The sequence below is a fragment of the Streptococcus sp. genome, from assembly GCF_032481935.1.
Lineage (GTDB): Bacteria > Bacillota > Bacilli > Lactobacillales > Streptococcaceae > Streptococcus.
This window is the reverse complement of sequence record NZ_JAWERU010000009.1, coordinates 15,433-37,185: the sequence shown is the minus strand read 5'-3', so window position 1 is coordinate 37,185 and position 21,753 is coordinate 15,433. Positions and strand designations below refer to the sequence as shown.

Genomic DNA, 21,753 nt, shown 5'->3' with positions numbered 1-21,753 from the left:
ATAGAAGAAAAAAGATAACTCCTAATGTGACTCTTTTGAATCTTTTATGTTTGCTAATGATTCTCCAAAAGTTAAAAGACCTTCTAAAATCTCATAATCCTTTTTATTACGAATATCAAAAACAACTTCGATTAAACCTTGATTTTCTGAAATATTAGCCTTCAAACTTGTCTGAGATAGAGCCTGGAAATAATCTTGTGTTAAAAATAGTTGCTGCGAAATTTTTTCAAATTGAATGACAAGTTTATTATTTTTTCTTTCAACACGATTGACAAACACTTTATCAAGATATGCTTTAGCTAATCCAATTTCTAAAAGGTAAGCAACCACATCTGGATATTCTCCAAAACGATCGATCAACTCATCTTGTAATTCTTCATAGTTGACACGATCGTCAATCTGACGAATTCTCTTGTAAATTTCAATTTTATGTCGTTCATCTGAAATATACTCATCTGGAAGATAAGCATCAATTTGTAGAATTAACTCAGCATTTCCTTTTTCACGCTTTTTGTCAGTTCCATTTTTCTTAGCAATTGCTTCTTCTAACAACTGAGAGTACAACTCAAAACCAACAGAATCAATAAATCCAGACTGAGAGCTTCCTAAAAGATTCCCAGCTCCACGAATGGATAAATCACGCATAGCAATTTTGAAACCAGAACCCAGTTCAGTAAAACCTTTGATAGCTTCTAATCTCTTCTCAGAAACTTCTGTCAAAGTTTTATCTGGACGATACATGAGATAGGCATAAGCAATTCGATTACTACGACCAACACGACCTCTTAATTGATACAAGGTTGACAATCCCATATGATCTGCATTTTCTATAAACAAGGTATTAGCATTTGGAATGTCTACACCTGTTTCAATGATTGTTGTAGTCACTAAAATATCATATTGTCCTTCAATGAAATCAAGAAGTGTATTTTCTAAGCGAATTTCACTCATTTGACCATGGACAAATCCAATAGAAGCTTCTGGAATCAGTTCTTGTAACTCTGAAACCTTCTTTTCAATAGTGTCAACTTTGTTGTAAAGATAGTAAACTTGACCACCACGATCCATTTCTCTCAATACAGCATCACGAATGACACGATCATTCTGTTCAAGGACATAGGTTTGTACAGGATATCGATTGGTTGGAGGAGTTTCGATGACTGATAAATCTCGGATACCTAGCATAGACATATGAAGAGTTCGAGGAATTGGTGTAGCTGTCAAGGTTAAGACATCAACCTTCTTTTTTAATTCCTTCAAAGCTTCCTTATGCTTAACACCAAAACGTTGCTCTTCATCAATAATCATCAACCCCAAATCAGCAAACTCAACATCTTTAGACAAGACTCTATGGGTCCCTATCAAGATGTCTACTTGACCTTTTTTTAATTTCTCAAGTGTTTCAGTCTGTTCTTTTTTACTTCTGAAACGACTCAAAACATCTACGTTGACAGCAAATTGTTCAAATCTTTCCTTGAAATTACTGTAATGTTGCTGAGCAAGAACGGTTGTTGGCACTAAAACGACAACCTGTTTATGATCATTGACAGCCTTAAATGCAGCTCGCATAGCTACTTCTGTCTTACCAAATCCAACATCTCCAACTAAAAGTCGGTCCATCGGTTGAGAAGCCTGCATATCTTTCTTAATCTCTTCGATACTTCTAAGTTGGTCCTCAGTCTCTACATATGGGAATGCTTCGTCAAAAGCGTTTTGGTCTTCATCATCTTTTGAAAATGCAAAACCTTTAAGTTGACTTCTCTCTGCATATAACTTAATTAAATCATCTGCAATATCTTCAACTTGACTCTTTACTTTTTGCTTCGCTTTTTTAAAACGTCCATCGTTTAATTTGTTTAACTTTGGAGCCTTACCATCACTAGAAACATACTTAGAAAGAGTCTGTATCTGCTCCACAGGGATGGAAATACGGTCCCCATTTTGATATAGAACACTTACGTAGTCTCGATGAATCCCTTTGATTTCAATCGTTTCAATCCCTAAATATTGACCAATACCATGAATTTGGTGAACAACATAGTCTCCTTTTTGAAGTTCATTATAATCCTTTAATCGCTCAGCGTTACTGATATTTTGTCTTCGATATTTCCGTTTAATCTTCTTTTTAAAAATTTCATATTCAGTGATAAATACAAGATTTTCATCTACAAAATGAAAGCCATGTCGCAGATTTCCTTCAATAAGATTGACAGTTCCTTTACAGATTTCACTTTCATTACTATTATCAATTTTAATATCGTATTCATCAAGAATCGTTGACAGTTTCTTTAGTTCAGTTTTGCTACTTGATTGAAGAACAATCGTATACTTTAATTTTTTGTAACGTTCAATTTCTTCTTTCAGAAAAGAAAACTGATTAAAGAACTCTTGCATAGGATATTGATTGAACTGGTACAGATTATTAAATTTCAAATTTCCAAGCCCTTTTTGAAAATTTGAAAAGAAACTCGCTGGTACATATTTTTTAAACTGACTTTCTACATCAGCAAAATATTGTAAACTTGATACTGCTTTACTATTATGTAAATCTTCTGTAAAGTAGCTAGCTGTTTCCTTATCAAAAGCATCGTACTGGTTCATGATTTTTTGAAAATCATCAAATATAACAGGAACTTGATTCAAATAGTCTATCAAGGTCCACTGTTTTTTATAAAATACAGACAAAAACTTGCGAATATCTGCATGAAGAACTTGCTCTTTCGTACAACTAAAAACTTCTTCTAGGTAAGACTTTAAAGTTGGAGAAAGTGCCTTATCAATCTCATGTTCTAAAAATTTCTGACCACGATGATAATCTTCATTCGTTAACAAAATATCACTAGCTGGATAGATTAGTACTTGAGTTTTACTATCTTTTGATAATTGAGTTTCTGTATCAAATTCTCTAATGCCATCAATCTCATCACCGAAAAATTCAATCCGATAAGGACAAATTTGAGAGGTTTCAAATATATCTAGAATATCTCCACGAAGGCTAAATTCTCCCTGACTTTGAACTTGTGTAACTTTCTTATAACCAAGAGAAATCAAGTGATTTTTTAATTCTCTTTGTTCGCATTCTTGCCCCACTTGAAGTTCTAAGATACTATCATCAAAAACTTGAGGATTCGGCAAGAATACTCGACTAGCTGCGACGTTACAAACTAAAATCCCTCTTTGAGACTCATCTCTTAGAAAACGTAAAGCTTCAACCCGAGAAAAAATCTTTTCCTGAGATGATACCAAAAATTCAACCATTGGTGAATCATCTACTAGAAATGGATAAACCAGATCAGAACCTAATATGGAGATTAGATCATTAATCAGACGCTCAGCCTCTCCATATGTTGAGGTCATCACTAAAACCTTATCCTGACTCTTCAGACTGCTAGCAATCGCTAACGATTTTGCTGAGCCAGAAAGACCTAGCAATAATTGTCTTTGTTTCTGTGGTAAGTTCTCATGCCAAGATAGAATTTGTTTATTCTCTAAAAAGAAATCGATTAATGCCATTTCCTTACCCATTATATTTCTGCATCGTCTTTTCAAAGTTTTTTTCTTGTAAATAATAATTTACAGCATCGTCAACCTTGTCAATTGACTGTAAAATACCAATATAATCTTCTTGATCAAACTTACTCAAAACATGGTTAACAACAGACATTCCTTTTTTAGGTCTTCCAATGCCAATCTTTACACGATTGAAAACCTGTGTACCAATATGTTGAATAATCGACTTAATTCCATTATGACCACCAGCTGATCCTTTAGCACGAAGACGAATTTTTCCGACTTCCATGTCAAGATCATCGTAAATAATCAGTAAATCTTCAATATCTAAACCATAGTAGGTTAACAATGCATGAACAGCTTTTCCACTTTCATTCATAAAAGTCGTCGGTTTCACCAGATAAATTTTTTCACCGTTAAGAAAAAATGAGGCTAACTCAGCTTGGAATATCTTATCGTGTTTAAAGGTAACATTTTGTTTTTTGGCTAGTTGGTCAATCAGCATAAAGCCAACATTGTGTTTGGTTTCAAAATATTTATCTCCTGGATTTCCCAATCCTACAAGTAATTTTGTCATTTAAATTTCCTTTCAAAAGCCAAAAGGGTTGGAATTTTTTTCCAACCTAATTGACATTATTTTAAATATTTATTAAACGTTAAAGCGGAATTCCATAATATCGCCATCTTGCACGACATATTCTTTTCCTTCTTCACGCAAACGTCCTGCTTCTTTTACAGCCTTTTCAGAGCCGTATTTTACCAAATCGTCATAAGACATAGTCACTGCACGAATAAAACCTTTTTCGAAATCAGAGTGGATGATACCAGCTGCTTGAGGAGCTTTCATGCCACGTTTAAAGGTCCAAGCACGAACTTCTTTTTCACCGGCTGTGAAGTAAGTTCCAAGTCCTAACAAATGATATGCTGCACGAGTCAACTTATCCACACCTGATTCTGTCAAACCAATGGCTTCAAGAAACTCTTTTTTATCTTCATCGTCTAACTCAGAAATTTCTTCTTCAGCACGCGCCGAGATAACCACTACCTCTGCATTTTCTGTTGCTGCGAATTCACGAATTTGTTTCACATAATCGATAGATTCTGGATCTCCAACGACATCCTCATCAACGTTAGCTACATAAAGAACTGGTTTCGTGGTCAAAAGGAAGAGTCCTTTAACAACTTTTTGTTCTTCATCTGTGAATTCAATGGTACGAGCTGATTTTCCATCTTCAAGAACAGGTTTAATCTTTTGAAGAACATTAAATTCTGCAACTGATTCCTTATCTTTTTGCGTACGTGCCATTTTTTCTACACGCGCATAGCGTTTATTGACTGATTCTAAATCAGCAAGAATCAACTCTAGGTTAATGGTATCAATATCTGCTAGCGGATCCACAAAGGCATCTTCACGACCTTGTTCACGCATGACATTTTCATCATCAAAGGCACGAACCACATGAACAATCGCATCAACTTCACGGATGTTGGCCAAGAATTTATTCCCAAGACCTTCTCCTCTTGATGCTCCTTTTACAATACCTGCAATATCTGTAAACTCAAAGGTTGTTGGAACTGTCTTTTTAGGAGTAATCATTTCCGTCAATTTTTGGAGGCGTTCATCTGGAACTTCTACCATTCCAACGTTTGGATCAATGGTCGCAAAAGGATAGTTTGCAGCCTCTGCTCCTGCTTTTGTAATTGCATTAAATAGGGTTGATTTACCAACGTTTGGTAAACCTACAATACCTGCTGTTAAAGCCATAATTTCTCATTCTCCGTTCACATTTCAATCTTCAATATTATAACACAAAAAGGGAAAACTTGCTAACCCTCTTACTATGGGGTTCCTAGTCGATGATTTTGTTCATTTTTCTTTCAAAATCATAGCGACTCATCATGACCACATGATCACAATTGCTACATTTTATTTTGATATCTGCTCCAACACGGGTAATTTCCCAGCGATTTGCCTTTTTGCCTGTTGACTTAATCGTACAAGCATGAGGTTTTTTCATTTCAACAAAATTTCCAACTTGATACATAGTTAGTCTCCTTTTTCTTTTTCGATTATATCATAAAAGAGGCGAGCTAGGCTCAACCTCTTTCCATTAATTTGTACGAACTGGTGTGATGAGCTGCATGAAATCTTCATCTGTATCAGCTGGAACCAGAGTAAATGGACGAACTGCTGAAATAAAGCTGATTGTAACTTTTTCGCTATTCAAAGCTTTTAGTGCTTCAATCAAATAAGTTGGGTTGAAACTAATTGTCAAATCAGCACCACTTACATTTTCAGTATCAATTTCTTCGTTTACTTTCCCTACTTCTGGAGAATGAACATGGGCACTTACAACTCCTTCTTTGATTTCTAATTTAACAGTACCATTTTGTGTCGCACTTGATAATAGGCGAGCACGTTCCATAGACTGGCGTAGTTTAGCAACATCAAAAGTCACTGTTGTATTGAAATCTGTTGGAATCAATCGATCGGTATCTGGATAATTTCCTTCTAAAAGACGTGTGTAGAAGCTAATATTTTCACTTCTAAAGAGAATTTGATTATTGGCGAAGAAAATCTCTACTGTTTCGATATCATCCGTAAAAACAGCTGAAAATTCGCGTAGCGAACGACTTGGGATGACAACATCAAAATCATCGCTATTTTTTTCAAGAGTCAATTTCTTCTGACTGAGACGGTGAGAGTCTGTCGCAACTGTTTTTAATTCTTTGTGGTTGCTTAAAACAAAGTGGACACCTGTCAAAATAGGACGGCTTTCTTGGGTACTAGCTGCAAAAGCTGTTTCATTGATAATCTTTTTAAGAAGTTTTGTTTCAAGAACTAAAGGATTGCTTGCAGAAATTTCCTGAATACGTGGATATTGCTCACTATCTTTTCCTTTAAGAGTAATCTCTGATTTTCCACTAGTTAAGACAATTTGCTTTTGTTCAATCTCTTTAAAATCAAGTGTTACATCTGGAAGACTTGAAACAACATTGATAAAGAAAGAAGCTTCCAGTAGAACTGAACCTAAAGAGTTAATCAAGAGACCTGCATTTTCATTTTTTTGCGAGATAAAATTTTCGATTGAGATTTGACCATTTGATCCAATCAAGGTAATTCCTTCATTGGTAACATCAATTTTTACAGTCGATAAAATAGGAATTGCATTCTTTGAGCTAATAGCTCTCTTTGTTGTATTTAAAGCTTGTAAAAATAAGTTTTTATTAATTGAAAAATGAATCATGGATTCTCCTTTATTCTTTTTATTATTAGAAGGATAATAGTAATAATAGAGCGTGTGAAATCTGTGGAAAAACACTTGTAATCAAGAAAACTCAAGGACAGAGCCTTGTTTAAAAGATGTGGATAAATAAGAGATTTTTTAAAAAGTTATCCACAAGTTATTTAATTTTCTTTTTGATGTTTTCAATTTCTATACGTAAATTATCATCTGTTTCAAGCATGGATTTGATTTTTCCATGAGCGTGAATGACCGTTGTGTGGTCTTTACCACCAAACTCTTTTCCAATCTTAGGAAGGCTATTATCAGTCATTTCTCTGGCTAGATACATGGCAACTTGACGGGCTAAAACGATATTTTGAACACGTCTAGTTCCTTTCATTTCCTTGACACTAACACCATAGAAGTTTCCAACTTCTGTCTGGATTTTATCAATTGGAATCACGATCATTTTGCTAACGTCTTGTTTACGAGCACGAATAGCTTCAGCTGCAATGTCAACTGTGATATCGTTAATCTTTTTGACTTTGGCCATTAGGCTGATATCGTTGAGTGCTCCCTCGAGTTCTCGCACGTTAGAGTCAAACTGTCCAGCTAAATATTCGAGTGTATCATTCTGAAAATGATAGTTGAGATGTTCAGTCTTACTCTGTAAAATAGCAATACGTGTTTCAAAATCAGGTGGTGTGATATCTGTCGTTAATCCCCACGAGAAGCGCGTGACCAGACGTTCAGGTAGACTCTCTAAATGTTCAGGCCTACGGTCGCTCGTCAAAACAATCTGTTTATTATTATTGTGAAGGGCATTAAATGTATTGAAGAACTCTTCCTGAGTTTGTACTTTCTTTCCACTAAGTGATTGAATATCATCAATGAGTAGGAGGTCTAAACTACGGTAAGTTTTCTTGAATTTTTCCATATCATTGAGTCTCAAATGCTCTAGGAATTCATTAATGAAGCTTTCAGCAGGTATGTATTTTACACGCGCATTTGGGCTCTTTTTTAGAATTTCATTTCCAAGGGCATTTAACAGGTGAGTTTTTCCAAGTCCAGGCCCTCCGTAGATAAATAGAGGATTGTAAGTTAATCCTGGATCTTCAGAAACAGCCAAAGCAGCAGACTTAGCCCAAACATTACCATCCCCTTGAACAAAATTATCGAAAGTATACTTTTCCTTGAGTCCAGTTTCAGAATATGGAATAGTGGATTGACTTGGTTGATAATCGTTGCCAGGTTCAGACTCGAAAGCTACTTGTGAGCTAGTTTCTTCAACTTTCGTGAAGATATAATGAGCTTTTATTTCAGTATCATAGATTTCAAAACCTGCTGCTAAAAGCATCCCATTGATATTTCTTTCCCAGAATATCTGCATTTCATCGCGGGGTAAGAAAATCGTTGCAGTATTTTCTTCAACTTTAACCAGTTTTGCGTCTAAAATATAGAAATCATAAACTGACTGAGTTAATTTATCATGTGCAAGTTCTAAAAGACGATTCCAAAATTGTTTTTCCTTCAATGATTTCCTCCTCCTTTACTATAGAATTTAAAAGGTTTATTGATAGAATCATTTTACCATAGATAAGATTATTTTTCCACAAGTTGTGGAAAACAATTAACAATGTTTTTAAATGTTATCCACAAAATGTGGATAACTAAGAAAAATTCTGAAATACTGGGCTTTTAAAAACTAAAATGCAGTGGATAACCATGTTCGTTAAGAATACTAAAATAACAGCCTTATTTCAGGCTGTTAATAAATTGTTGGTATTCATCTTGGTTATGGAAGGAAATTGAAATTTTACCACTATCTTTTTTTTGTAGCTTAATCTGAACATCTAATCCGAGTATTTTTTTCAATTTTTGCTCTTCGTCTTTGACAAAGTGGTCTTTTTCTTTTTTGCTGCTCTTCTTCGTTTTTTGTAGTATTTGTTCAACTTGTCGAACAGAGAGATTTTCAGTTTGAATACGATTCAAGAGTTTATCTTGTTTATCACTTGATAATTGAATGAGGAGTCTAGCATGAGCTTTAGAAAGTCTACCACTTTCAACTTCTGTCAGGATATGTTTAGGTAATCCTAACAATCGAACTAGGTTTGTAATATAAGGTCGAGATTTCCCCATTTTTTCAGCAATTTCTGTGTGGGTAAAACCTTTATCAATTAAGGATTGATATGCTTTAGCTTCCTCGATAGGATTTAAATTTTCTCGTTGGAGATTCTCAATGATAGAATGAAGCATCATATCTTGATCAGAAAGTTGCTTAACAATGACTGGAACTTCTGAAAGTCCAGCAGCAATTGAAGCACGATACCGTCTTTCTCCAGCTAGAATTTCGTATCCAAGTACTGGAGATTTTCTAACGATAATAGGCTGAATCAAGCCGTTTTCCTTAATAGATTGTGCCAGTTCTTGTATTTTTTCTTCTGAAAATTCCTTACGAGGTTGATAGGGATTTTTTTGAATATCTTTTATTTGAACAATTTTAAATTCTTCCATAATTCTACATTAACACAACTTAGATATTCTGTAAAGCAACTTTACATATCTGTAAACTACTTATCTAAATCACTAGTACTTTTATCTAATTTAATAGTTGTTGTTTCTTCCTTACCATCACGGTAGTAAGTAACAGTCATACTGTCTCCAATAGAATGACTATATAAAGCACTTTGCAATTCAGTAGTGGAAGAAATAGCTTTATCATCTATTTTTGTAATGACGTCATATTGTTGCAGATGTCCATTGGCAGGCATATTTTTTTGAACAGAACGAACAGCTACACCAGAAGTAACATTTCCAGGAAGTTTTAGTTTTTGAAGATCAGTTGTACTAAGATTTGATAAGTTAACCATGTGGATTCCAAGAGCAGGTCGAGTTACTTTTCCATCTTTTTCCAACTGCTTAATAATATTAATTACATCGTTTGCAGGAATGGCAAAACCGAGACCTTCGACAGATGTTCCACCATTAGAGGCAATCTTACTTGATGTAATACCGATAACTTGGCCTTGGATATTAATCAAAGGTCCACCTGAGTTCCCAGGGTTAATAGCTGTATCTGTTTGGATAGCATTGGTTGAAATAGCTTGTCCGTCTTCAGATTTTAGAGAGACATTTCTATTTAAACTTGATACAATCCCCTGTGTTACAGTATTGGCATATTCAGAACCAAGAGGACTTCCGATTGCAATAGCTGTTTCTCCAACTGTTAATTGACTAGAATCACCAAATTCGGCTACTGTTGTGACCTTATCTGCAGCAATTTTTACAACGGCAATATCTGAATAAGTATCAGAACCCACAATTTCACCAGGGACTTTTGTGCCATCTGCTAAACGAATATCAACTTTTTTAGCACCATTAATAACGTGAGTATTGGTTACAAGGTAAGCAGTATTCCCTTCCTTTTTATAAATGACACCAGAACCTTCGCTGTATACTTGTTCAGCATTGGTATCTGTATCAGTTTCATCAGATCCGAGTAAACTATTTTGAGAGTTTGATGAGTAAGTAATGACAGATACAACAGCATCTTTAACTTTATCGACTGCCTGTGTAGTTGAGTTTTCATTTTTTACAGCTGTTTTGCTGACAGTCGTTGTAGTTGTCGTACCACTATTTTGTTTTTGACTGAGCTGCAATGTTGTAAAAGTACCTAAAACCCCACTAAAAAAGCTAATGAGAATGACTAATAAAAGTTGTCCTAATTTTTTGGAACTAGTTTTTAAGTTTTTCATAGAAGCCTCCATGTTTTTTTATCAATGAAAGTATAAAATAGCTAGCTTAATCCAAGCTTAAAAACAAAAAAGTTTTTCACAATCTGTGGATAACTTTCGAAAAACTGTGAATTTGTTGAAGTTTTTCAAAATCTTATCTGTGAATAAGATGTGAAATTGAGTGTGAATATGTTAGAATAGAAGAATGAAAATTAAAGTGGTAACAGTTGGAAAACTGAAAGAAAAATATCTCAAAGATGGCATAGCAGAATACTCCAAGAGAATTTCACGCTTTGCTAATCTAGAAATGATTGAGTTGGCTGATGAAAAAACACCAGATCGGGCCAGCGAATCTGAAAATCAAAAGATTTTGGAGTTGGAAGGGAATCGCATTCTTGCTAAAGTAGGGGAACGTGATTTTGTAGTTGTTTTAGCTATTGAAGGAACAACTTTTTCTTCTGAAGAGTTCAGTAAGCAGCTTGAAAGAGCTTCTATCAATGGATTTTCAACAATCACTTTTATCATTGGTGGGAGTTTAGGACTATCTCCAGAGGTGAAAAAGAGAGCCAATCTTTCTGTTAGTTTTGGTAGATTGACGCTTCCTCATCAACTAATGAGATTAGTCTTAGTAGAACAAATTTATAGAGCGTTTTCGATTCAACAGGGCTCTCCCTATCATAAATAGATGATTGACTAAGCTAGCTTTTTTTGATAAGATAGATTAGTAAGGTCTCATAGCTCAGCTGGATAGAGCATTCGCCTTCTAAGCGAACGGTCGCAGGTTCGAATCCTGCTGGGATCAGTGTTAAATCGTAAGCTGGGAAAAAATCCCAGCTTTTTTTGTAAAAATTTGACATTTCAGAATAAAATTTGAGCATTTGAGAAATAATTCTCTATAGGTATCGTAGATTTTATATAATATTTTTGTAAGTTAATTTACAAGAAAAACATTATAGGAGTTTATATTATGAAAAAGAATACAGATTTTGCTCAGATGAAAGATTTCCAACAATTGAACGAAAAAGAACTGCAGGAAATCAGAGGTGGGGAATGGAGACCTCCATATACAATAAATAATTTTCTTTTTCCAAAAAGAAAGTAAGTAAAAATAAAGGTGGGAAATAATGAATTTATTAGGATTAGTAATTGCTATTGTTTATGTTTTTATTATTAGTAAAATTCATGAATGGGTTTGTAAAGCAACTAGAAAAGACCAATATTTTTTTAGTCTTTATATATTTCTAATACCATTAGTATTGGAAATAATTCTCTATTTCTTGAAATTAGATAGTTTTAGTTTGTCTAAATTTTTATTTCCTTTCCTCCTATTTGGTTACTTTGTTGGATTTAAGAAGTATGAGAAATCTAAGGGAATTTTTATCAGTCTATTATTTTCTCTTTTATATAATAGTACTAATAACTTTTTATCAGTAACCTTATCATCTATTACAGGAGATGAGTTTGCATTGAAGTATAACAATTATTTTTCTCTATTTATCCTGATCTTAACTTATTTGGTTATTAAAGTTGTTGTGTCTTATTTCCATCTCGAATTTAAATATTTTGATAAAGACTATCTATATCCTTTTCTGAAGAAAGTGCTCTTTGCATTTATTTTTCTACACGTTGTCTCTTTCACTTCAGATATTGTGAGTACGATTCGTCACTTAAATGGTTTTGGAAGTATTTTATCATCCATTGTTTTTGTTGGTCTACTTTTGACTTTTTTCTCCATGAATTCTCACAAAGTTCAGATAGAAAAAGAAATCGAATTGGAACAAAAGAAGTTTGAGCAAAAACATTTACAAGCTTACACGGATGAGATTGTTGCCTTATATAATGAAATTCGTGGTTTTCGCCATGATTATACAGGCATGCTTGTGAGCTTAAGAATGGCAATCGAAAGTAAAGATTTACAAGAAATTGACAGAGTTTACAGTGAAGTTCTTGTAAAGGCGAATCAAAAATTACGTTCAGATAAGTATACTTATTTCGATTTGAACAATATTGAGGATTCAGCACTTCGTAGTTTGATTGCTCAATCTATTGTCAATGCGAAAACTAATGATGTAGAGTACACACTAGAGGTAAAAGATATCATCACACCTTTGTCTATGGAATTATTAGACTTGGTGCGCGTGATGAGCGTTCTGCTCAATAATGCTGTTGAAGGGGCAGTTGAAAGCTATCAAAAACAACTAGAGGTAGCTATCATCAAATTGGATCTTGAAACCCTAGTTGTTATCCAAAACTCTTGTAAAAAAAGAAAGGTAAAATCTGAAGATTTATTTGAATTAGGATTTTCAACTAAAGGAAGACATAGAGGACTTGGACTAAATAATGTTAAAGAAATTTTAGGAAAATATGACAATGTTATTTTAGAAACAGAAATTGATAATGATGTATTTAAACAAGTGATTAGATTTAAGAGGGAACTGATATGAAAGTATTAATTTTAGAAGATATTATAGAACACCAAGTAAGGTTGGAAACAACTTTGAATAAAATTTCTAAGGAAACAAATATTCCTATCTCCTATAAAACAACAGGAAAAGTGAGAGAGTTTATAGAATATGTAGAGCATGATGAAGTTAATCAGCTGTATTTTCTAGATATTGATATCAATGGAATTGAGAGAAAAGGATTTGAGGTTGCTCAATTTATTCGTCACCGCAATCCTTATGCCATTATTGTTTTTATTACAAGTCGATCTGAATTTGCTACCTTGACTTATAAATACAAAGTTTCAGCATTGGATTTCATTGATAAAGAAACCAGTGATCAAGTTTTTAAAAATAGAGTTGCCGACTGTGTGCTTTACACTAAGACTACTTTACTTGAAAACCAATCAGTCGTTGATTATTTTGATTATAGTTACAAAGGAAATGATCTTTGTATTCCTTATCATGATATTCTCTACATTGAGACAACTGGAACTTCTCATAAATTACGAATTGTAGGTAAGAATTTTGCCAAAGAATTCTATGGAACAATGACAGATATTCAAGAAAAGGATAGGGAAACCCAACGTTTTTATCTAGCTCACAAGTCATTTTTAGTCAACATCGGTAATGTGAGAGAAATTGATCGTAAAAAAATGGAAGTTGTATTTTATGAAGATCATCGTTGTCCTATCTCTCGCCTAAAAACTAAAAAATTGAGAGAACTAATGGCTAAAAACCAAAAAAAGTAATTGACAATTTTTGATAAATTGATATAATGGTTATATCTGCTACAGGTAGAGGGTCCGTTGGTTAAGAAATCGTCTTTTCATAGCGGTAACACGGGTTCGAATTCCGTACGGACTATTTAATCCGCCATAGCTCAGTTGGTAGTAGCGCATGACTGTTAATCATGATGTCGTAGGTTCGAGTCCTACTGGCGGAGTCAGATGAAAGGAACACTAATTTGGTGTTCCTTTTTTTGATTCTTTTTCCGATGTAATGAGGGGAGGCATACCTAACATACGGATAGATAATGATTTGTGTCCGAAAATAAAACTAAGGAAATTGTATTGCCTTAGCGCCTAATAAGAACAACAAAACAGGCTCCATCATTTCTATGGTGGTTTTACCCACTACAGAAATTATAGAGCTTTTTTGTTAATTTGTATCTCCTAACATTTTCATTAAAAAGTCCGTGATTTCTTGTGGATTTTCTTTTTTTCCGTGGGCAATCCAGGTTTGACAGACTCCAAAGAGAGCATTTGTTAGATAGACGCTACTGTATTCTAATTCTACTTCATTTAGTTTGAGTTGCATAAAACGTTTTTGAAGGTCCGTGCTCAGTAGTATGTGAAGCTTATTTCTCAGGAAATTTTGAATTTCCTTGGTTCCATTTTCAGATAAAAGAGCTGCTAGAAGCGGTTCTGATTCCAAGTATTCAAATACTTCTAGAATAGCATCTCGTTTGTGATTAGCATGTTTTTGAAAGATATATTCGAAGGTATGAAATAGTTTACTTTGGTAATGTTCAATCATATCGTATTTATCTTTGTAATGAGTATAGAAACTGGAGCGGCTGATTCCAGCTTTTTGTGCTAATTTAACAGTTGTAATCTGATCGAATGGTTGTTCCATCAATAATTCTACCATAGCATTTTCGATAATGCGCTTGGTTTTTAATCGTTTATTACTTTCTTGCATGTTCCCTCCAGATGAACATTTTTAGACAATGTGTTTAAAAATAGATTTTTTATCTTGTCTTTTTAATTTTTTTATGTATAATCTATTATATCAAAAATTTAGACAAGTAGTTTAAAAATTTAGATAAGTAGTTTAAAAAAGGAGACAATATGTTTAAAGAATGGAAAGCAATCTTTAAAAAACCGACATTTATTATTGTCATGATAGGAATTTCCTTAATTCCAGCCCTGTACAATATCATTTTCTTATCATCAATGTGGGATCCATACGGTAAACTTTCGGAGTTACCTGTAGCAATTGTTAATAAGGACCAAGCTGCTACTTATAATGATGAAAAACTCACTATTGGTGAAGACATGGTGTCTAATTTAAAAGATAGTAATAGTCTGGATTTTCATTTTGTAGATGAAGGTGAGGGAGAAAGAGGACTGCGGGATGGAGATTATTACATGGTTGTAACGTTGCCAAGTAATCTTTCTGAGAAAGCTTCTTCTATCCTTACAAATCATCCTGAACAGATGACGATTGACTATCAGACATCAAGTGGTCATAGTTTTATTGCAAGCAAGATGAGTGATTCTGCCATGACACAAATCAAACAGACTGTGGCTACTAATGTTACTCAATCTTATACTAAAGCTTTATTTAATAAGATGGGTGATTTAAAACTTGGTTTATCTCAAGCGGCAAATGCAAGTTTACAGTTGGCTGATGGTTCAAATCAACTTTCTGATGGGAGTCAAACCTTAACAACCAATCTTCAAACCTTAGCTCAATCGAGTCTCACATTTTCAGATGGTGCTGATCAATTATCTACAGGTTTAGGAACCTATACAGCTGGTGTAAATCAGTTAAATCTTGGTCTTGGTAATTTTAATACTGGTTTAAATCAATATACAGGCGCTATTTCACAAATCGATAATGGATTAAACCAACTGAACTCACAGACACCGACACTAGTATCAGGATTGACTCAACTTGATGCAGGCACACAAGCCTATACAGGTGGTGTTTCTCAACTCAATTCAGGATTAAATCAATTTTCACTTGGTATTGATACTTATACAAATGGAGTTCAAAGTCTATCATCAGGTGCAAATCAGATTTCTACTAAATCAGAGACTCTACGTACAGGACTAACACAACTTAATCAAGGTATTCAAGAACTTTCTACTCAATTAGATGGTGCAAACCAACAAAAAGATCAGATTAAACAATTAGCAACTAGTTTAGAGCAATTTAATCAAGCTATTCAAAATATTCAAACAGCAGATAGTGGAGAGATAACACAAGTAACAAACCAGCTTTCTAGTAGTCTATCAACGATTGCAAATTCTGCACAAAGCATCATTACTTCAAATCAATCTGAAAAAGAAACTACTTTGTCAGCTATTCAATCTACGAGTGCTTATCAAAGCTTAACTCCTGACCAACAGGCAGAGATAACTTCTGTGGTTTCTAATCAATCATCTTCTACTAGTGAATCAGCACGAACAATTTTAACTACAGTTCAAACGTTACAATCTTCTTTAGAAAATGTAACCACTCAAACAAATAGTTTAACTCAATTAAAGAATCACTCAAGTCAATTATTACCAACTGCTTCTTCAACATTGACAAGTTTGTCAAGTGGATTAACACAGGTTCAAACAGCAATTGACGATAAGTTATTGCCAGCTAGTCAAACTCTTGCATCTGGTATTGACAGCTATACAAAATCTGTAGACCAAGTAGCTTTAGGAGCAAGTCAGTTGAGTTCGAAAAATTCGAACTTGACAGGAAGTTTCAATAAGTTGCTACAAGGCTCTAATCAGTTGACAGAAAAATCTTCTACATTGACAGGTGCTACTGCTAAGTTAGCAGCGAATGGGCCAGAATTAGCAACAGGAATTGATAAACTTGCATCAGGTGTCAACCAAGTAAACAATAAAACATCAGATTTAACTGCTGGATTTAATCAATTACAAGCGGGTTCTCAACAATTAGCTGATAAATCAGACCAGCTAGTTTCAGGAGCAAATCAACTAGCTAATGGTTCTGAAAAAATAGCTAGTGGAGCAGATCAACTTGCTCAAGGATCTGAAATTTTACAATCAGGACTCGGAAAATTAAGTGATGGTTCAAGTCAATTAAATCAAGGGTTGACAGATGCTGATAAACAATTGAATAAGGCTTCAACTGAACCAAAAAATGCAGACTTACTGGCTAATCCTTTAAGTCTTTCAAAAACTGATACGGATCAAGTAGCAGTTAATGGAATTGCCATGGCTCCATATATGATATCAGTTGCTCTCTTTGTTGCGGCTATTTCTACTAATATGATTTTTGCTAAATTACCTTCTGGACGCCACCCAGAGAGTCGCTGGGCTTGGTTTAAGTCTCGCTTTGAAATTAACGGTATCATTGCTGGTTTGGCAGGATTATTAGTTTATGGTGGGGTACATTTAATCGGACTGACTGCAGTTCACGAATTCAAAACCTTAGCTTTGATCATTTTAACCAGCCTTGCTTTCATGGCGATGGTAACAGCATTGACAACCTGGAATTCTCGCCTAGGCGCCTTCTTCTCTTTAATTTTATTACTCCTTCAATTAGCATCAAGTGCAGGAACTTATCCTTTAGCTTTGACGAATCAATTCTTTAAAACTATTAATCCATGGTTACCTATGAGTTATTCAGTTTCAGGTTTACGACAAACCATTTCTATGACAGGCAATATTCATAGTCAGATTATTTTCCTTATCTTTACAGTAATGATTTTTGTTGCTTTAGGAATGCTAGCCTATCAACCTAAAAAAGCTGAAGAAAACTAAAAACAATCGACCAATTCGGTCGATTTTTTTTTTATCTAGAATATTTTTTTCTTTGAATATCATAAAAAATAAAGACAATAATGGCTATAAGAGAACAACTTGCACCAGCAACAAATCCTTTTGGAATAAAGGAAAGGGTAATAGTTCCTTCACCTTCAGGAACATCAATTTTCATAAATCCAGTTTGTGCCTGTTGAATTTGTAATTTTTTACCATTTTGGTAAGCAGACCATCCTCGGTCGTAAGGAATTGTGAAAAAGATCGATGTCTCATTCTTTACCTTATAATTTACAGTGACTTTATTTTTATAAGAGCTCACTTCTACTGGATTTTCTTTTATTTTGCGTATAGCCTCCGTATATTTCTTAGTATCTAAGCGATAGAAAGTTGGAGATTCAAATGATACTTGAGCATTTCCTGGGAACTTAACCTGGATATCAAAAGTTTGTTTATGTTCTGCATATCCAAGATTAAAAAATGTAAAAACATTATCTGTGGTAAAGGATTTTTTTTCACCATTGACAATGATGTCAACTTGCTTTTTCTTATCGTTTGAAAAATTTAGCTTGGTCATGGAAAGGTAAACCTGACTATTATCAGGTACTTCAATGCTGTAGCTGATAGTTGCATCTTCAGTATCAGTTCCGTTTAGATTGACAACGTTGTTATCAGAGTCTGTATAATGATTTATCGGATAAAAGTACTCTTCATTTAAGCCAGCAATTTGATTTAAAAATTGAGTTTGGTTATCAAGAGTATGGTCATTAAAAGTGACATCTTTGTAAAGAGACTGTGTAGCAAAAGCAATTGGGAGAGCGAATTGATTTTTATAAAGGGTTAGATTATCTTTTTGATAGCTTGGATGAAAACCATATTTATCTGGATAGGTTTCAGAAATATTGTAGCTGATTCCAAATAAACTATCTGCAATGATAGTATTATTTGCATAACGAAGATTAAGGTTGGTACCTGAAGATTTAAAACCCAACTTATCTAACGTTGTACTTGCAGAACGATTACGAACAGATGAAAATTGTGAGATGCCATTGTAGTTAAATTTCATGCTATCGTTTCCAGTTTGAGTTTGTAACTTTTCAGTTCGTGTAAATGTATCTGGCTGCTGTTTGGTATACTCCAAAATAGCTTCCATACTTGGAATATCTTTATCATAGGTACTACGAGAAGCAAATCCCCATTCTTTCGTAATTCCATTTAATTGAGATGAAGCATTAAAACTAACTTCACTTACTGTAAAGATCAAAATAAGAATTGAAAAGATTTTTAGAGAAATCATTTTTCGGATAAGTGCTAATAACAATAGTAAGTATACCACTAAGAACTCAATCGTTAAGAGTATATTTAATTTAGTTAGAAATGAATAATGATTTTTAAAATAAATGGTTGCCAGATAGCCAAATAAAAGGAAGGTTATTGAGAATAAAATATTCCATAATTTGATATCTTTAAATCTATCTAAAACTTCCGCAGATATATAAATCAAAAGAGTAGAGAAAATCCACGCATAGCGATGAAGAAACATATTTGGCGCGTGCATTCCTTGCCAAAATAGATCTAAGGCTTCTAGATAAAAACTAGCAATGATGATAATGAGTAGAGTTGCATAGCATAGTTTCACGTGAAACTTAATTGATTTTAATGTAAAGAATACAATTGTTAAGATAAAAGGAAGGAGGCCTACAAAAATCATTGGGATAGAACCATATTTAGTTGTATCGAAAGCACCAATAAATTGTTTAGCGAATAGATCTAGATACCAACTGGCATCTGTTTTTATTTTTGTAATAGCGGTTAGTTTTTCACCATGAGTTCTTAAATCAAACAAGGTTGGGAGTGTCATGATGAAACTTGTTAAACCAGCGAGTAAGGATGTTAGGAAAAAATCAAGGAAAGAATACTTGCGACTTTTAAAATTCCAGGAAAGTTGGCAAAAATACCAAACTATCAAAAACAGGGCAGTCATATAGCCAAAATAGTAGTTTTGGATAAATAAGATTGACAAACTTGTAAAGTATAGAATACGTTTTTTTTCCGTTATGAGTAGATGTAAACCAGTTAAAATTAAGGGAATTAAAATAAAAACATCTAACCAGGTTTTAATCTCAAGTTGGCTAACTGTAAAGCTCATTAAAGCATATGAGTTAGATAAAGATAATCTGAGTGGGGCTGATAGATTTTTGAATATTATACTCAAGCTAAAAAAGGTTGACAGACCTATCAAGCCAAATTTTAACAAGGTTGACAGATAGACTGCATCTGGCATGCTTGATACATCAAAAAAATAAACAAGAGGTGATAGAAAACTACCAAGGTAATAACTGGACAAGGCATAAAAATTGAGACCTAGACCGCTGGTAAAAGTATAAAATAGACTATCACTCCCATGTAAAATATTACGAAGATTTAGATCAAAAATAACATATTGATGAAATCCATCCCCTAATAAAGGTGAAGTATCACTATTCCAGTAGATACCTTGAGAAAGATAGACTCCGAACATAATCACTAGGGGAATGATGAAAGAAATAAAATAGGTCCAATAGTTTCTAAAAAATGTTTTCATGTTACCTCATAGAATGATAGAAAACTCAGTTGGTTAATCCAACTGAGTTTTAAAGTATTATTTAGTCTTTCCAAAGTTCTTTAACTTTTGCTTGTACTTCAGCATTTTCTAAGAATTCATCATAGGTTTCATCGATACGGTCGATTACACCATTTTTAGATAGGACAATAATGTGGTTAGCCAATGTTTGAATGAATTCATGGTCATGACTGGCGAAGATGATAGATTCTTTGAAGTTTTTCAATCCATCGTTCAAGCTTGAAATAGATTCCAAGTCTAAGTGATTTGTAGGATCGTCAAGTACAAGAACATTTGATTTCAAAAGCATGAGTTTCGATAGCATTACGCGCACTTTTTCTCCCCCTGACAAGACATTTACAGGTTTGTTAACCTCATCTCCAGAGAAGAGCATACGACCAAGGAAACCACGCAAGAAGGTATTGTCATCTTCTTCTTTACTTGCAAATTGACGGAGCCAGTCAAGAATAGATTCACCCCCAGCAAAATCAGCTGAATTGTCTTTTGGTAAGTAAGAGCGACTAGTTGTAACCCCCCACTTGACAGTTCCTTCATAGTCGATATCACCCATGATCGCACGAATCAATGCAGTTGTTTGGATATCGTTTTGTCCGATAAGAGCTGTCTTGTCACCTGGACGCAAGATAAAGCTGATGTTGTCAAGAATAGTTTCACCATCAATCTTGACAGATAGATTTTCTACTGTCAAGAGATCGTTTCCGATTTCACGTTCAGCTTTAAAGTTGATAAATGGATATTTACGACTGGATGGCACAATTTCTTCAAGTTCAATCTTATCAAGCATTTTCTTACGTGATGTTGCTTGTCTTGATTTAGAAGCATTAGCAGAGAAACGAGCAACGAATTCTTGGAGTTGCTTAATTTTTTCTTCTGCTTTAGCATTACGGTCTGCTAGCAATTTAGCAGCAAGCTCAGAAGATTCTTTCCAGAAGTCGTAGTTTCCGACATAGAGTTTGATTTTTCCAAAGTCAAGGTCGGCCATGTGAGTACATACTTTGTTCAAGAAGTGACGGTCATGGGATACGACAATAACAGTGTTATCAAAGTCAATCAAGAAATCTTCTAACCAAGTAATAGATTGGATATCCAAACCGTTGGTCGGCTCATCCAAAAGAAGGACATCTGGTTTACCAAATAGAGCTTTAGCAAGGAGTACTTTCACTTTGTCTCCATTTGCGAGTTCACTCATATTTTGGTAATGAAGATCTTCAGGGATATTCAAGTTTTGCAAGAGTTGTGAAGCTTCACTCTCAGCTTCCCAACCACCTAGTTCAGCAAATTCACCTTCAAGCTCAGCTGCACGAACTCCATCTTCATCAGTAAAATCTGCTTTCATATAGATAGCATCTTTTTCTTTCATGATGTTGTATAGTTTTTCATTACCCATGATAACAACATCAATAACACGTTCATCCTCATAGTCAAAGTGATTTTGACGAAGCACAGAAAGACGTTCATCAGGTCCAAGAGAAACATGACCAGTTGTAGGTTCGATATCACCAGCTAAGATTTTTAAAAATGTTGATTTACCTGCACCGTTAGCACCAATTAAACCATAGGTGTTTCCTTCTGTAAATTTGATGTTGACCTCATCAAAAAGTTTGCGATCACTAAAACGTAGTGAAACATCAGATACTGTTAGCAATTTTTTTCTCCTATTATATGTAATACTTTAATTCTACTAGAAAATCAGCAAATATTCAA

Annotated in this window: 16 protein-coding genes and 2 tRNA genes; 7 read left to right on the top strand and 11 right to left on the bottom strand. The window is 34.2% G+C overall.

What is annotated here, in order from left to right; all coding sequences use genetic code 11:
* Positions 1 to 21 precede the first annotated feature (21 nt).
* The 8 genes from mfd to E7C97_RS02645 form a co-directional block, all read right to left on the bottom strand.
* Positions 22 to 3,525: a transcription-repair coupling factor gene (gene mfd / locus E7C97_RS02680; protein ID WP_301393782.1), complete on the bottom strand. Its 3,504-nt coding sequence runs from the start codon at positions 3,523 to 3,525 to the stop codon at positions 22 to 24.
* Entirely contained in the window at positions 3,518 to 4,087 is a 570-nt protein-coding gene (gene pth, locus E7C97_RS02675; RefSeq protein WP_301393780.1) for an aminoacyl-tRNA hydrolase, read from the bottom strand. The genes mfd and pth overlap by 8 nt, the downstream gene beginning before the upstream one ends.
* 72 nt (positions 4,088 to 4,159) lie before the next feature.
* Positions 4,160 to 5,275, bottom strand: coding sequence for a redox-regulated ATPase YchF (ychF, locus tag E7C97_RS02670; protein WP_045762398.1), 1,116 nt, complete (start codon positions 5,273 to 5,275; stop codon positions 4,160 to 4,162).
* An 85-nt stretch (positions 5,276 to 5,360) separates the two neighbouring features.
* A complete protein-coding gene (locus E7C97_RS02665) occupies positions 5,361 to 5,555 on the bottom strand; it encodes a DUF951 domain-containing protein (protein ID WP_000285188.1) in 195 nt (64 codons plus the stop codon).
* A gap of 66 nt (positions 5,556 to 5,621) precedes the next feature.
* Positions 5,622 to 6,758, bottom strand: a complete 1,137-nt coding sequence (dnaN, locus tag E7C97_RS02660; RefSeq protein WP_049508360.1) for a DNA polymerase III subunit beta — start codon at positions 6,756 to 6,758, stop codon at positions 5,622 to 5,624.
* Between the two features lie 157 nt (positions 6,759 to 6,915).
* A complete protein-coding gene (dnaA, locus tag E7C97_RS02655; protein WP_301393772.1) occupies positions 6,916 to 8,271 on the bottom strand; it encodes a chromosomal replication initiator protein DnaA in 1,356 nt (451 codons plus the stop codon).
* Between the two features lie 221 nt (positions 8,272 to 8,492).
* Complete coding sequence (locus E7C97_RS02650; protein WP_301393769.1) at positions 8,493 to 9,251, bottom strand: ParB/RepB/Spo0J family partition protein; 759 nt, start codon at positions 9,249 to 9,251, stop codon at positions 8,493 to 8,495.
* A gap of 56 nt (positions 9,252 to 9,307) precedes the next feature.
* Positions 9,308 to 10,492 carry a S1C family serine protease gene (locus tag E7C97_RS02645; RefSeq protein WP_301393766.1) on the bottom strand — a complete coding sequence of 395 codons (1,185 nt, stop codon included), beginning with the start codon at positions 10,490 to 10,492 and terminating at the stop codon, positions 9,308 to 9,310.
* A 184-nt stretch (positions 10,493 to 10,676) separates the two neighbouring features.
* On the opposite strand from E7C97_RS02645, the gene rlmH reads away from it, so the two are divergent.
* From rlmH to E7C97_RS02615, 6 genes are all read left to right on the top strand, one after another.
* Positions 10,677 to 11,156 (top strand): 23S rRNA (pseudouridine(1915)-N(3))-methyltransferase RlmH, encoded by a 480-nt coding sequence (rlmH, locus tag E7C97_RS02640; protein ID WP_000695942.1) that lies wholly within the window; start codon positions 10,677 to 10,679, stop codon positions 11,154 to 11,156.
* A 43-nt stretch (positions 11,157 to 11,199) separates the two neighbouring features.
* Positions 11,200 to 11,273, top strand: a tRNA-Arg gene (locus tag E7C97_RS02635).
* 165 nt (positions 11,274 to 11,438) lie between these two features.
* Entirely contained in the window at positions 11,439 to 11,573 is a 135-nt protein-coding gene (gene comC / locus E7C97_RS02630; RefSeq protein ID WP_152901835.1) for a competence-stimulating peptide ComC, read from the top strand.
* A gap of 22 nt (positions 11,574 to 11,595) precedes the next feature.
* The gene (gene comD / locus E7C97_RS02625; RefSeq protein WP_316108052.1) at positions 11,596 to 12,915 is read left to right on the top strand and encodes a competence system sensor histidine kinase ComD; all 1,320 of its coding nucleotides are present in this window, start codon (positions 11,596 to 11,598) and stop codon (positions 12,913 to 12,915) included.
* Positions 12,912 to 13,664 carry a competence system response regulator transcription factor ComE gene (comE, locus tag E7C97_RS02620; protein ID WP_301393757.1) on the top strand — a complete coding sequence of 251 codons (753 nt, stop codon included), beginning with the start codon at positions 12,912 to 12,914 and terminating at the stop codon, positions 13,662 to 13,664. The genes comD and comE overlap by 4 nt, the downstream gene beginning before the upstream one ends.
* A gap of 120 nt (positions 13,665 to 13,784) precedes the next feature.
* Positions 13,785 to 13,858 (top strand) — tRNA-Asn (locus E7C97_RS02615).
* Between the two features lie 215 nt (positions 13,859 to 14,073).
* Here the strand turns inward: E7C97_RS02615 and E7C97_RS02610 are convergent.
* Positions 14,074 to 14,616 (bottom strand): TetR/AcrR family transcriptional regulator C-terminal domain-containing protein, encoded by a 543-nt coding sequence (locus tag E7C97_RS02610; RefSeq protein ID WP_316108049.1) that lies wholly within the window; start codon positions 14,614 to 14,616, stop codon positions 14,074 to 14,076.
* A 149-nt stretch (positions 14,617 to 14,765) separates the two neighbouring features.
* On the opposite strand from E7C97_RS02610, the gene E7C97_RS02605 reads away from it, so the two are divergent.
* Entirely contained in the window at positions 14,766 to 17,429 is a 2,664-nt protein-coding gene (locus E7C97_RS02605) for a YhgE/Pip domain-containing protein (RefSeq protein ID WP_316108048.1), read from the top strand.
* A gap of 31 nt (positions 17,430 to 17,460) precedes the next feature.
* Here E7C97_RS02605 and E7C97_RS02600 read toward each other — a convergent pair whose 3' ends face one another.
* Together E7C97_RS02600 and E7C97_RS02595 are read right to left on the bottom strand one after the other, a co-directional pair.
* Positions 17,461 to 20,010: a YfhO family protein gene (locus E7C97_RS02600; RefSeq protein ID WP_316108047.1), complete on the bottom strand. Its 2,550-nt coding sequence runs from the start codon at positions 20,008 to 20,010 to the stop codon at positions 17,461 to 17,463.
* 61 nt (positions 20,011 to 20,071) lie between these two features.
* On the bottom strand, positions 20,072 to 21,694 hold the full coding sequence (locus E7C97_RS02595) for an ATP-binding cassette domain-containing protein (protein ID WP_045762408.1): 1,623 nt from the start codon (positions 21,692 to 21,694) through the stop codon (positions 20,072 to 20,074).
* Positions 21,695 to 21,753 lie beyond the last annotated feature (59 nt).

Excerpts from the sequence above, each read along its gene's own strand:
- dnaN (WP_049508360.1), bottom strand. The coding sequence starts at position 6,758 with ATGATTCATTTTTCAATTAATAAAAACTTATTTTTACAAGCTTTAAAT.
- E7C97_RS02665 (WP_000285188.1), bottom strand. The coding sequence starts at position 5,555 with ATGTATCAAGTTGGAAATTTTGTTGAAATGAAAAAACCTCATGCTTGT.
- E7C97_RS02610 (WP_316108049.1), bottom strand. The coding sequence starts at position 14,616 with ATGCAAGAAAGTAATAAACGATTAAAAACCAAGCGCATTATCGAAAAT.
- ychF (WP_045762398.1), bottom strand. The coding sequence starts at position 5,275 with ATGGCTTTAACAGCAGGTATTGTAGGTTTACCAAACGTTGGTAAATCA.
- mfd (WP_301393782.1), bottom strand. The coding sequence starts at position 3,525 with ATGGGTAAGGAAATGGCATTAATCGATTTCTTTTTAGAGAATAAACAA.
- rlmH (WP_000695942.1), top strand. The coding sequence starts at position 10,677 with ATGAAAATTAAAGTGGTAACAGTTGGAAAACTGAAAGAAAAATATCTC.
- E7C97_RS02645 (WP_301393766.1), bottom strand. The coding sequence starts at position 10,492 with ATGAAAAACTTAAAAACTAGTTCCAAAAAATTAGGACAACTTTTATTA.
- E7C97_RS02605 (WP_316108048.1), top strand. The coding sequence starts at position 14,766 with ATGTTTAAAGAATGGAAAGCAATCTTTAAAAAACCGACATTTATTATT.
- comD (WP_316108052.1), top strand. The coding sequence starts at position 11,596 with ATGAATTTATTAGGATTAGTAATTGCTATTGTTTATGTTTTTATTATT.
- comC (WP_152901835.1), top strand. The coding sequence starts at position 11,439 with ATGAAAAAGAATACAGATTTTGCTCAGATGAAAGATTTCCAACAATTG.
- comE (WP_301393757.1), top strand. The coding sequence starts at position 12,912 with ATGAAAGTATTAATTTTAGAAGATATTATAGAACACCAAGTAAGGTTG.
- pth (WP_301393780.1), bottom strand. The coding sequence starts at position 4,087 with ATGACAAAATTACTTGTAGGATTGGGAAATCCAGGAGATAAATATTTT.
- E7C97_RS02600 (WP_316108047.1), bottom strand. The coding sequence starts at position 20,010 with ATGAAAACATTTTTTAGAAACTATTGGACCTATTTTATTTCTTTCATC.
- E7C97_RS02650 (WP_301393769.1), bottom strand. The coding sequence starts at position 9,251 with ATGGAAGAATTTAAAATTGTTCAAATAAAAGATATTCAAAAAAATCCC.